The organism is Serratia oryzae, assembly GCF_001976145.1.
In the GTDB taxonomy this organism is placed as follows: Bacteria; Pseudomonadota; Gammaproteobacteria; order Enterobacterales; family Enterobacteriaceae; genus Chania; species Chania oryzae.
On record NZ_MOXD01000009.1, the window covers coordinates 217,721 to 229,598 of the forward strand.

Annotated in this window: 15 protein-coding genes; 9 read left to right on the top strand and 6 right to left on the bottom strand. The window is 51.0% G+C overall.

Annotated features, from left to right (window positions below):
- The first annotated feature begins 23 nt into the window (after positions 1-23).
- The 4 genes from BMI79_RS16995 to BMI79_RS17010 all read left to right on the top strand — a co-directional run bounded on the left by BMI79_RS16995 (position 24) and on the right by BMI79_RS17010 (position 2,388).
- Positions 24-1,013 carry a DNA-directed RNA polymerase subunit alpha gene (locus tag BMI79_RS16995; RefSeq protein ID WP_002919219.1) on the top strand — a complete coding sequence of 330 codons (990 nt, stop codon included), beginning with the start codon at positions 24-26 and terminating at the stop codon, positions 1,011-1,013.
- Positions 1,014-1,053: 40 nt separating this feature from the next.
- Positions 1,054-1,443: a 50S ribosomal protein L17 gene (gene rplQ, locus BMI79_RS17000; RefSeq protein WP_004929726.1), complete on the top strand. Its 390-nt coding sequence runs from the start codon at positions 1,054-1,056 to the stop codon at positions 1,441-1,443.
- A 223-nt stretch (positions 1,444-1,666) separates the two neighbouring features.
- On the top strand, positions 1,667-2,098 hold the full coding sequence (zntR, locus tag BMI79_RS17005; protein WP_076943284.1) for a Zn(2+)-responsive transcriptional regulator: 432 nt from the start codon (positions 1,667-1,669) through the stop codon (positions 2,096-2,098).
- An 83-nt stretch (positions 2,099-2,181) separates the two neighbouring features.
- Positions 2,182-2,388 (top strand): alternative ribosome-rescue factor A, encoded by a 207-nt coding sequence (locus tag BMI79_RS17010; RefSeq protein WP_076943285.1) that lies wholly within the window; start codon positions 2,182-2,184, stop codon positions 2,386-2,388.
- Positions 2,389-2,449: 61 nt separating this feature from the next.
- Here BMI79_RS17010 and mscL read toward each other — a convergent pair whose 3' ends face one another.
- From mscL to def, 5 genes are all read right to left on the bottom strand, one after another.
- Positions 2,450-2,866 carry a large-conductance mechanosensitive channel protein MscL gene (mscL, locus tag BMI79_RS17015; protein WP_076943286.1) on the bottom strand — a complete coding sequence of 139 codons (417 nt, stop codon included), beginning with the start codon at positions 2,864-2,866 and terminating at the stop codon, positions 2,450-2,452.
- Between the two features lie 130 nt (positions 2,867-2,996).
- Positions 2,997-4,373 carry a Trk system potassium transporter TrkA gene (gene trkA, locus BMI79_RS17020; protein ID WP_076943287.1) on the bottom strand — a complete coding sequence of 459 codons (1,377 nt, stop codon included), beginning with the start codon at positions 4,371-4,373 and terminating at the stop codon, positions 2,997-2,999.
- A 70-nt stretch (positions 4,374-4,443) separates the two neighbouring features.
- Positions 4,444-5,733 carry a 16S rRNA (cytosine(967)-C(5))-methyltransferase RsmB gene (rsmB, locus tag BMI79_RS17025; RefSeq protein WP_076943288.1) on the bottom strand — a complete coding sequence of 430 codons (1,290 nt, stop codon included), beginning with the start codon at positions 5,731-5,733 and terminating at the stop codon, positions 4,444-4,446.
- 76 nt (positions 5,734-5,809) lie between these two features.
- On the bottom strand, positions 5,810-6,754 hold the full coding sequence (gene fmt, locus BMI79_RS17030) for a methionyl-tRNA formyltransferase (protein WP_076943289.1): 945 nt from the start codon (positions 6,752-6,754) through the stop codon (positions 5,810-5,812).
- A 17-nt stretch (positions 6,755-6,771) separates the two neighbouring features.
- Positions 6,772-7,281 carry a peptide deformylase gene (gene def / locus BMI79_RS17035; protein ID WP_076943290.1) on the bottom strand — a complete coding sequence of 170 codons (510 nt, stop codon included), beginning with the start codon at positions 7,279-7,281 and terminating at the stop codon, positions 6,772-6,774.
- A 132-nt stretch (positions 7,282-7,413) separates the two neighbouring features.
- Between def and dprA the strand changes: the two genes are divergently transcribed.
- Genes dprA through aroE form a run of 5 tightly spaced genes read left to right on the top strand, consistent with a single transcriptional unit; the run spans position 7,414 to position 10,959 of the window.
- Positions 7,414-8,535, top strand: coding sequence for a DNA-protecting protein DprA (gene dprA, locus BMI79_RS17040; RefSeq protein ID WP_076943291.1), 1,122 nt, complete (start codon positions 7,414-7,416; stop codon positions 8,533-8,535).
- Positions 8,507-8,980, top strand: coding sequence for a DUF494 family protein Smg (gene smg / locus BMI79_RS17045; protein WP_076943292.1), 474 nt, complete (start codon positions 8,507-8,509; stop codon positions 8,978-8,980). The genes dprA and smg overlap by 29 nt, the downstream gene beginning before the upstream one ends.
- A 26-nt stretch (positions 8,981-9,006) precedes the next feature.
- Positions 9,007-9,552: a DNA topoisomerase family protein gene (locus BMI79_RS17050; protein WP_076943293.1), complete on the top strand. Its 546-nt coding sequence runs from the start codon at positions 9,007-9,009 to the stop codon at positions 9,550-9,552.
- Positions 9,553-9,559: 7 nt separating this feature from the next.
- A complete protein-coding gene (gene tsaC / locus BMI79_RS17055; RefSeq protein WP_076943294.1) occupies positions 9,560-10,129 on the top strand; it encodes an L-threonylcarbamoyladenylate synthase type 1 TsaC in 570 nt (189 codons plus the stop codon).
- 11 nt (positions 10,130-10,140) lie between these two features.
- Complete coding sequence (aroE, locus tag BMI79_RS17060) at positions 10,141-10,959, top strand: shikimate dehydrogenase (RefSeq protein WP_076943295.1); 819 nt, start codon at positions 10,141-10,143, stop codon at positions 10,957-10,959.
- A 40-nt stretch (positions 10,960-10,999) separates the two neighbouring features.
- On the opposite strand, the gene BMI79_RS17065 is transcribed toward aroE, so the two are convergent.
- On the bottom strand, positions 11,000-11,542 hold the full coding sequence (locus BMI79_RS17065) for a gamma carbonic anhydrase family protein (RefSeq protein WP_076943296.1): 543 nt from the start codon (positions 11,540-11,542) through the stop codon (positions 11,000-11,002).
- Positions 11,543-11,878: the final 336 nt, after the last annotated feature.

Sequence of the window (11,878 nt, forward strand, 5' to 3'; positions counted from 1 at the left end):
TTGAGTTTCAAAGAGAGGACACAATGCAGGGTTCTGTGACAGAGTTTCTAAAACCGCGCCTGGTAGATATCGAGCAAGTCAGTTCGACGCACGCCAAGGTGACCCTTGAGCCTTTAGAGCGTGGCTTTGGCCATACTCTTGGCAACGCACTGCGCCGTATTCTGCTTTCATCTATGCCGGGTTGCGCGGTGACCGAGGTTGAGATTGATGGTGTACTGCATGAGTACAGCACCAAAGAAGGCGTACAGGAAGATATCCTGGAGATCCTGCTCAACCTGAAAGGGCTGGCGGTGAGAGTTCAAGGAAAAGATGAAGTTATTCTTACCCTGAATAAATCTGGCATTGGCCCTGTGACCGCTGCCGACATCACCCATGATGGTGATGTCGAAATCGTCAAGCCGCAGCACGTGATCTGCCACCTGACCGATGAGAACGCTGCTATCAGCATGCGTATCAAAGTTCAGCGCGGTCGTGGTTATGTGCCGGCTTCTGCCCGAATTCATTCGGAAGAAGATGAGCGCCCGATCGGTCGTCTGTTGGTTGACGCCTGCTATAGCCCTGTAGAGCGTATTGCCTACAATGTTGAAGCAGCGCGTGTAGAACAGCGTACTGACCTGGACAAGCTGGTAATCGAAATGGAAACCAATGGTACGATCGATCCTGAAGAGGCGATCCGCCGTGCGGCAACCATTCTGGCTGAACAACTGGAAGCTTTCGTTGACTTACGTGATGTTCGTCAGCCGGAAGTGAAAGAAGAGAAACCAGAATTCGATCCGATCCTGCTGCGCCCTGTTGACGATCTGGAATTGACTGTCCGCTCTGCTAACTGCCTCAAGGCAGAAGCTATCCACTACATCGGTGATCTGGTACAGCGTACCGAGGTTGAGTTGCTGAAAACGCCTAACCTGGGTAAAAAATCTCTTACTGAGATTAAAGACGTGCTGGCTTCGCGTGGGTTGTCTCTGGGCATGCGCCTGGAAAACTGGCCACCGGCAAGCATTGCTGACGAGTAACCGGATCACAGGTTAAGGTTTTACTGAGAAGGATAAGGTCATGCGCCATCGTAAGAGTGGTCGTCAACTGAACCGTAACAGCAGCCATCGCCAGGCTATGTTCCGTAACATGGCCGGCTCTTTGGTTCGTCATGAGATCATCAAGACGACTTTGCCAAAAGCGAAAGAGCTGCGTCGCGTTGTTGAGCCGCTGATTACTCTTGCCAAGACCGACAGCGTAGCTAATCGTCGTCTGGCATTCGCCCGTACTCGTGATAACGAGATCGTGGCAAAACTGTTTAACGAGCTAGGCCCGCGTTTTGCGAGCCGTGCCGGTGGTTACACTCGTATTCTGAAGTGTGGCTTCCGCGCAGGCGACAACGCGCCGATGGCATACATCGAGCTGGTTGATCGTGCTGAGTCTCAAGCAGAAGTAGCAACTGCAGAGTAATCTGTAGACGCGTAAAAAAACCGGGCTTGCCCGGTTTTTTTACGTCTATTAAGCAACATGAAAACATTCTCCTGTAGTAGCACCTCTTAAGCTCCTTCTTTTTATCCGTTATGCTAATACTATCCATCGGGTTAATTGTGACGGCGGACTCTCGCTACGTGGTGTGTTTGTGTTGGAAACACCCAACACCCGCTGCTGGAAGATTCAGCCTTGGGGAGTAAAAATGTTTAAAATCGGCCAACTGGCGAAACTCGCGGATGTTACACCAGACACCGTTCGCTATTACGAGAAGCAAGGCATGATGGACCATAACGTCCGTACTGAGGGCGGCTATCGCTTGTATAGCGTTCAGGATCTGCAGCGTCTGCGTTTTATCCGCTATGCCAAGCAATTGGGCTTCACGCTGGAAACCATTGCGGAATTATTGTCGATCCGTGTAGATCCAGAACATCATACTTGCCAGGAATCTAAATCCATCGTAGATGCCAGGCTAGCTGAAGTAGAAGACAAGCTTACCGAACTGACCAGAATGCGCGCGTCGCTCAAACGGCTCAGCGATGCCTGCTGTGGCAGTGCACATACCAGCAACTACTGTTCTATTCTGGAGGCTTTGGAACAAGGTGCGAGCGAAGACAAGAGTAAAAAACCAGTCTGAACGCTTCCAACGCTTTAATTTTTATCCGTACAGCAGTATTATCAGCCCGTTTTATGCACACGCGATTCACAAGGAATATGACTATGACTAAATATCGGCACACTAAAGGCCAAATCCAGGAAAACGCCATTGAGGCGCTGTTACATGACCCACTTTTCCGTCAGCGCGTAGAAAAGAATACCAAAGGGAAAGGCAGCTACCGGCGTAAAGATAAGCATGTAAAAGGGGGGAGCTGGGAGGCCAGTGGTAAGTTATCAAATAATAATTTACCACTGGCCTTCTGCTTTTGAATCATACACATAAAGAAGCCATCTGAATTAGATGGCTTTTTATCGTAATAAAAAGTTTAATTTACTGCTTTGGCTGTTGTTGCTGGCTCAGTAAATCACGGATTTCCGTCAGCAATTTCTCTTCTGCAGTAGGGGCTGGCGGTGCTGCTGGTTCTTCTACTTCTTTGCGGCGCATTTTGTTCATTAATTTGATGGCCATAAAGATAGCGAAGGCAACAATGATAAAGTCAAAAATATTCTGCAGAAACGCACCATAATTCATGACAACTGCGGGGATACTGCCTTCAGCTTCGCGTAATACCAGGTGGAATTGTTTGAAGTCGACACCTCCGAGCAACATACCTAATGGTGGCATGATGATATCTGAAACCAGTGAAGAGACAATTCTGCCAAATGCGGCACCAATAATGACACCTACTGCCAAGTCGACCACATTGCCGCGCATAGCAAACTCGCGGAATTCTTTCAAAATACCCATAACAACCCCCTTAAAAATTAATGATGAAAGCTTAACAAAGCGATTTCCTTTCGCCACGATGAGTATAGAAAAGTTTATGGGTTTTCACGCCAACATATGCTGAGAAAACCCATTTACATGACCAATGTTTTTATAAGAAGAACGGGCTTGGCTGGAACAGACGTTCAACGTCTGGCACGAATTTCTTATCGGTAATAAACATGATCACGTGATCGCCTTGCAGAATTTTGCTATTGCCGTTGGCAATGATGACATCATCCCCACGGACGATGGCACCGATGGTGGTACCAGGTGGCAGTTTGATCTCTTCCACCAGGCGGCCAACTACTTTAGAGGTACTTTCGTCCCCGTGGGCGATAGCTTCGATAGCTTCTGCAACACCACGACGCAGCGAAGAAACGCTGACAATATCGGCTTTACGCACATGCCCCAGCAATGCGGAGATCGTTGCCTGCTGCGGTGAAATAGCAATATCGATCACGCTGCCTTGTACTAAATCGACATAAGCACGGCGCTGGATCAGCACCATGACTTTTTTGGCCCCCATGCGTTTGGCTAGCATGGCAGACATGATATTAGCCTCATCGTCATTGGTGATGGCGATAAACACGTCTACCTGCTCCACGTGTTCTTCGGCAAGAAGTTCCTGATCGGAAGCATCTCCGTAGAAAACAATCGTATCGTGCAGATGTTCCGCCAACTCGGCGGCTCGCTGCTGATTACGTTCAATCAGCTTCACGTTGTATGATTTTTCCAACCGCTGTGCCAACCCTGCTCCCACATTACCACCGCCAACAATCATGATGCGCTTATAGGGCTTTTCTAGCCGCTGCAACTCGCTCATTACCGCGCGGATATGCTGAGAGGCGGCAACAAAAAAGACTTCATCACCCGCTTCTATGATGGTTGAACCTTGTGGACGTATCGGGCGATCTTGGCGGAAGATGGCGGCAACACGGGTATCAATGTGTGGCATATGTTCGCGCATAGACGATAGGGCATTGCCAACCAGCGGGCCACCATAATAGGCTTTCACCGCCGCAATGCTGACTTTACCGGCGGCAAAATTCACCACCTGCAATGCGCCAGGGTATTCAATCAGCTTATAAATGTAATCGATGACCAACTGCTCTGGCGAGATCAGGTGATCGATTGGCACCGCATCCGGATGGAACAGTTTCTCGGACTCACGAATGTATTCCGGTGCGCGAATACGGGCGATGCGATTTGGGGTATTAAACAGTGAATAGGCGATCTGGCAGGCGACCATATTGGTTTCGTCAGAGTTGGTGACAGCGACCAGCATGTCGGCATCTTCTGCCCCAGCCTCACGTAAGACTCGCGGGTGGGAGCCATGCCCTTGGACGACGCGCAGATCGAATTTATCCTGTAGCTGGCGCAAACGCCCAGAATCGGTATCGACCACGGTGATATCGTTGTTTTCGCCCACCAGGTTTTCTGCCAGCGTCCCGCCAACCTGACCAGCGCCAAGAATAATTATTTTCATCGTGTTCTCTGCTTTACACCGCAACGGCCATAGCCGTTATTTGTAGGCGCCCTAAAGTGCGCCCTGATAGTTACATTTTAATCAGCTTAGCGTAAAAGAAACCATCTCCATCCTCAGGATGAGGAAGATTTTGCTTGCCTGGTGACTGATTATCACCTGTTTCTACCAATTTAGCGTCACTGTGGCGCTGCAGGAAAGCGGATATCTGTTCGCTGTTTTCCTGCGGCAGAATAGAACAGGTCGCATAGACCATCACGCCACCTGACTTTACGTGTGGCCAGATAGCCTCGAGAATCTGGCACTGCAGACTGGCTAACTCGGCGATGTCGCTATCTCGACGTAGCCATTTAATATCAGGATGGCGGCGAATGACACCAGTGGCAGAACAGGGGGCATCCAACAGGATGCGGTCAAACTGTTTATCGCCACACCAGGCTGCCGGTGTGCGGCCATCACCTAATTTGACTTCGGCATGTAGGCGCAGGCGCAGCAGGTTTTCTTTTACCCGGCCCAAACGTTGTTCATCAATATCAACGGCCATCACATGGGCTTTTGGGGCAGCCTCCAGAATATGGGTGGTTTTACCCCCCGGCGCAGCACATAAATCAAGGATCTGTTCGCCATCTTGCGGATCTAACAGATCGACACAGCCTTGGGCTGACGCATCCTGCACGGTGATCCAGCCGTCAGCAAAACCCGGCAGGTCTGTCACGGCGCAAGGTGCCAGCAAACGTACCGCGTCGCGATATTCGCTATGGGGCTCAGCGGCGATACCTGCCTGTTGCATCAGTTGCAAGTATTCATCACGGCTATGGTGAAGACGATTAACGCGCAGCCACATCGGGGGTTTCTGATTGTTGGCATCAACGATCTGTTCCCAATTGGCTGGATAGGCCTGCTTAATACGCTTGAGCAGCCAGCTTGGGTGCAGGTAACGGCTTTCGTTATTGGCCGCACGTTGCAACAGTTCTTCTTGCTGGCGTTGGAATTGGCGCAGAACGCCATTGATCAGGCCTTTCAACTGCGGGCGTTTGAGGGCTACGGCCCCCTCTACTGTTTCAGCCAGCGCTGCGTGCGGAGGAATACGGGTATACAGTAGCTGATACAGGCCAACCATCAGCAAATAATGCAGCGTACGCTGCTTGCCGGTCATTGGTTTGGCCATCAGTTGTTGAATGCACCATTCGAGCTGAGGTAGTACTCGCAGCGTGCCGAAGCAAAGCTCCTGCAGCAGAGCACGATCTTTGTCTGAAATGTTCTTTTGCAATGCAGGCAGAACAGTGCTGAGTGACTGCCCCTGATCCAGTACTTGGCCGATAGCTTTGGCTGCATGGCTTCGGAGATTGTAATTGTTTTTCATAGGCTGAAGCTGATAACGAACGGCATTAAGAAAGAAACAGCCCGGCAACTGTGACCGGGCAAGAGCAATGGGCTTTTTATAACCGGTTTCCCGGTATAAACCATTCGCGGCGTGAATTCAGTAAATCCTGTGCTGACATCGGTTTTTTGCCCGCGGGCTGCAATTGTGTCAGGTTCAGAATACCGTCAGCGGTGGCAACTTGGATGCCATGTTTGTCGGCATGAACGACAGTGCCGGGTTGTGAGCCGGCTGTTTCGGCCAGAACCGTTGCTTGCCAGACTTTCACCGGCTGGTCTTCAATCGTGAAATAGCTGACTGGCCATGGGTTGAAAGCGCGAATACAGCGCTCAAGCTGTGCCGCAGATAGGTTCCAATCCAGGCGAGCTTCTTCTTTGCTCAGTTTCTCTGCATAGGTGACCAGCATTTCATCTTGCACTTCGCGCTGAGCCGTTCCGGTCGCCAACTGCTGCAACGTTGCCAGTAACCCCTGTGGCCCCAGTTCCGCTAACTTGTTGTATAGGCTGGCGCTGGTATCGCTGGTTGTGATCGGGCAACTGATTTTGTGCATCATGTCGCCGGTATCAAGCCCAACATCCATTTGCATGATCGTCACGCCAGTTTCACTGTCACCGGCCCACAATGCCCGTTGGATAGGCGCAGCTCCCCGCCAGCGGGGCAGCAGTGAACCGTGCACATTGATGCAACCCAAGCGCGGCATCTCCAGAACGGCTTTCGGCAGGATCAGGCCATAGGCAACCACCACCATAACATCGGCGTTGAGATCGGCAACCAGATGCTGATTTTCTTGCGGGCGCAGTGATTTGGGCTGAAACACCGGGAGCTGGTGCTGTTCTGCCAGTACCTTGACCGGGCTTGGCGTCAGTTTGTTCCCACGACCTGCCGGGCGATCGGGCTGAGTGAAAACCCCAACAATCTGGTGCTCAGACGACAACAGCGCGTCGAGGTGACGCGCTGCGAAGTCTGGTGTTCCGGCGAAAATAATCCGTAAAGAGTCAGACACGTTAGTTTCCTGATCGGTTAGGCACGGGCGTTAAGCTTGGCCATTTTTTCCAGTTTCTGACGGATACGCTGGCGTTTAAGCGGAGAAAGGTAATCGACAAACAACTTACCGACCAGGTGATCCATCTCGTGTTGGATGCAAATAGCCAGCAACTCATCGGCTTCGAACTCAAAAGACTTCCCTTCTCGGTCAAGCGCACGGATCTTCACTTTCTCTGCTCGTGGCACCAGAGCGCGATGCTCAGGAACAGAAAGGCAGCCTTCTTCTATACCGGTTTCACCGTGTTTTTCCAGCATTTCCGGGTTAATCAGCACCAGCGGTTCGTCGCGGTTTTCGGAGATATCAATGACGATAATGCGCTGATGAATATCCACCTGTGTCGCAGCCAGACCAATGCCTTCCTCTGCGTACATGGTTTCAAACATATCATCCACTATGCGCTGGATATCTGCATTGACTTCTTTTACCGGGGCTGCAACTTTGCGTAGCCGCTCGTCTGGGAAATGTAATACCTGCAAGACTGACATATATCTTTAGATCTGTATCCGAGTGATAAAAGGGAGTTAGTTTCTATTCTAGACATTTCCTGGCTTGATTGACAGCATCGTTGACCAATTGCACCAATGGGTAACACCATACTTTTAGCGAGGGAACGCGTGATGCAGCGAGAGGAGATCGGTCTACGTATGCATGCGGTGACTGGGATAAATGCGCAGCAAGCCAGCCAAATTATCCATCAACTGGTTATTGAGGGCGGAGATCCTTACCCGTTACTGAACTTGCTGGGTTTGAATAATAAGCAACGGGAGCAATTTCGCCACACCCCTACGCATTACCTGCAGGCATCGCTGAAATGGTTGGAGCAACCAGGTAATCAGATGGTGATTTACGGCGAACCGGGTTTCCCTGAGCTTTTGACACATATTGCCGATGCGCCGTTTTTACTGATGGTGAGAGGAAATCCAGCCGCTCTACAATTACCGCAGATCGCTATGGTGGGCAGCCGCCAATTCAGCCACTATGGTGAGCATTGGGGGAACGATTTTGCCACTGGGCTGGTGCACTGCGGTTTTGCTATCACCAGCGGGTTAGCTATCGGTATTGACGGTATTTGCCATCGTGCCGCTTTGGCGGCTCAAGGAGTGACGATCGCCGTGTTGGGCAGCGGCCTGGCCAATATCTATCCGCGTCGCCATCGGTATCTTTCTGAACAAATCGTTGAACAGGGTGGGGCGGTGGTTTCTGAACATCTGGCTACGGATTTGCCGCTGGCGGATCACTTCCCACGTCGCAACCGGATTATCAGCGGCTTAAGTATGGGAGTGGTGGTCATCGAAGCTTCGTTACGCAGCGGTTCATTGATTACAGCACGTTGCGCGCTGGAGCAGGGGCGTGAAGTTTTCGCCCTGCCAGGAGCGCTGGGGAGCCCGATGAGTGAGGGCACTCACTGGTTAATTCAGCAGGGAGCCAGCTTGGTTACCGGCCCTAAGGACATCGCCGAACAACTGGGAAGTGGCCTGCATTGGTTGTCTGTGAATGAAAATACAACTATTTCTGCATCAGAGGCCCAAGTTGAATTGCCATTTGCCGATGTGTTGGCTAACGTAGGATATGAGGTGACACCTGTTGACGTCGTCGCTGAACGTGCCGGCCAACCTGTGCCAGAGGTGGTAATCAAGTTACTCGATCTGGAGTTAGCAGGGTGGATCGCAGCTGTATCCGGCGGCTATGTCCGATTAAGGAGGGCAGGCCATGTTCGACGTACTCATGTACTTGTTTGAAACTTATATCCACAATGAGCCAGAGATGTCAGTTGATCAGGATACCTTGACCGCAGATCTTGCCGAAGCAGGATTCGAGCGAGATGATATTTACAACGCACTGAACTGGCTTGAGAAGCTTGCAGACCTCCAGGAAGGTGAGAATGCGCCTTACTTTATGGATGCCGATCCGCTGGCAATGCGGATCTACACCGAAGAGGAAAGTGTGCGTTTGGATGCCGGTTGCCGTGGTTTCCTTTTGTTCCTAGAACAGATTCAAGTATTGAACCTCGAAACCCGTGAAATGGTCATCGATCGTGTTATGGCTTTGGATAACACTGAGTTTGATCTCGAAGATCTGAAATGGGTAGTGTTGATGGTGCTGTTTAATATCCCCGGGTATGAAAGTGCCTACCAGCAAATGGAAGAGCTGTTATTTGAAGTAAACGAAGGCTATCTGCACTGAGTCGATAGCAAGCATAGAAAGAAGTTATGACAAAAACCGCGATTTTTGCCGCTAGGCAAAATGAACCTTGTCCGGAATGCGGGGCCGAACTGGTGATCCGTAGTGGTCGCCACGGCCCCTTTCTTGGCTGTTCCCAATATCCTGAATGCCAATATATTCGCCCGTTGAAAGCGCAGGCTGACGGCCATATTGTCAAAGTTCTAGAGGGGCAGACGTGCCCGAAATGCCAAGCGACGCTGGTGCTGCGTCAGGGGCGCTATGGCATGTTCATCGGCTGCGGAAACTATCCCGAGTGCGATCATACCGAAGTGATCGATAAGCCAGATGAAACCAGCATTGCCTGCCCACAATGTGGTCAAGGCAAGCTACTGCAACGTAAATCACGTTATGGCAAGGTGTTCCACTCTTGCGATCGTTATCCTGCTTGCCAGTTCGCCCTCAACTTTAAACCTATCGCCGGTGAGTGTGCCTATTGCCACTACCCGTTGCTGATGGAAAAACGTACGGCAAAAGGCCCAACCCTCTTTTGCGCCAGTAAATTGTGCGGAAAACCCGTCGTCACCACAGAATAAGCATGCCATGAGCTCAGAACAAACTTCCGCATTTGCACCTATTATAGAAACGCTAAAAAATCAGCAGGTCATTGCTTATCCAACCGAAGCCGTATTCGGTCTGGGATGCGATCCGGATAGCGAACAGGCCGTCAAAGAACTGCTGGCCTTGAAACAACGCCCGTGGGAAAAAGGTCTGATCCTGATCGCTGCCGATTATGCACAGCTAGCACCTTATATTGATGACAGCACGTTGAGCGAGCAGCAGCGTGCAGCGATTTTTGCCAGTTGGCCCGGCCCGGTCACCTGGGTGATCCCGGCCAAACGGCAAACACCACATTTCCTGACCGGCCACTTTAGCTCGTTGGCGGTTCGCGTTAGCGATCATCCATTGGTGCAACAGCTCTGTCGTCAGTTTGGTAAGCCGCTGGTTTCAACCAGTGCCAACTTAAGCGGCCAAGAACCGTGTCGTACCGTTGCTGAGGTAAAACAGCAATTTGGCGAATCTTTCCCGGTGCTGGCTGGTCAGGTTGGCGGGCGCCTGAATCCTTCTGAAATCAGAGATGCTTTAACAGGCGAGCAAATTCGTCAGGGCTAGAGGTTATGTTAATGGAGAAGTTCGCGGTATTCGGTAATCCCATTGCTCACAGTAAATCTCCCCGCATTCATGCACTGTTTGCCGAACAAACCGGGATTGAGCATCCTTACGGTACGGTGCTGGCACCGCTGGATGGATTTGAGGTAGCGCTGCAGCAATTTATAGCTGAAGGGGGAAAGGGGGCCAATGTCACCGTTCCTTTTAAAGAACGTGCTTACGAAGTGTCTACCGAACTGAGTGACAGGGCAGCAATAGCGGGGGCGGTGAATACACTCAAAGTGTTGCCGAATGGCGGTTTGTTGGGCGATAACACCGACGGTATTGGTTTGCTGACCGATCTTGAGTGCCAACAGTTGATCCAACCCGGCGATCGCATTCTATTGGTGGGGGCGGGTGGTGCAGCACGCGGTGTTATCCTGCCATTACTCTCTTTTGGCTGCGAAGTGGTGATGACCAACCGCACCTCTAGTCGCGCACAAGAGTTGGTGACGCTCTTCCAACATTTGGGTGAGATCGTCTCATTGCCGATGGATCAACTTGATCAACAGCATTTTGACTTAGTGATCAATGCGACTGCTTCAGGGATCAGCGGTGAGATCCCGGCGCTGCCAGCCAATATAGTGAATAGCACAACCCGTTGTTACGACATGTTCTATCAGCGAGGAGAAACCCCATTCTTAACCTGGGTGAAGAAACAGGGCGGGAAACATTATGCTGATGGATTGGGGATGCTGGTGGGGCAGGCGGCACATGCTTTCCTGTTATGGCATGGTGTGATGCCGGAAATCGAGCCTGTGTTATTCAATCTGCGCAAAGAAATGGCCGTTTGAATAATGCCCCGCTCGGTAGGTTAGAGCGGGGCGTTCAATATTAGATATCTTTGGAGAGGTATTCTTCTTTCCAGCGTACATAGTTGTTAGATGAGTAGACTAATCCTTCCCGTTCAGCCGGTGTTAACGGTCTTACCTGACGTGCCGGACTGCCGACATACAGGTAACCGCTTTCCAGGCGTTTGCCTGGGGCCACCAAGCTACCTGCACCAATCATCACATCATCTTCTATTACCGCACCGTCCAGCAGGATCGAGCCCATTCCGACTAAAACCCGGTTGCCGATAACGCAGCCATGCAGCATGGCTTTATGCCCGACGGTGACATCTTCACCAATCAATAAAGGATAGCCTGCCGGATTATAGTCAGATTGGTGTGTTACATGCAGGACGCTGCCATCCTGGATGTTACTACGCGCACCGATCTTTACGGCATTCACATCTCCACGGATGGAAACCAGTGGCCAAATACTGACGTCATCAGCCAGTTCAACGTTACCGATCACGACGCTGGAAGGATCGATCATCACGCGCTGACCGATCTGAGGGGAATAATGAAGATAAGAACGTACTGTATCGGACATGGTATAGCCTCACGTCAGGATCATATTTACCGGCAATACTAGACTTTGGTGATGGAATTACAACCAGTCAATATGCCGGATCCCGTGTGAAATAGCCTCGATCGGGCAAGATCTACACGAAAGGGCTGAAAAGTACGCAGTCGGAAAGAAAAGATCTAAAAAGGGCTTGTGGAAAAAACGAGGATCCCTATAATGCGCCTCCATCGACCGGGAGCGTGTGAATCACTTCACAGAGTATCCAGGACCGCAGAGAAAAAACCTGAAATTTAGGGTTGACTCTGAAAGAGGAAAGCGTAATATACGCCACCTCGAGTTAGCAAGCGAAAGCGCGTAACT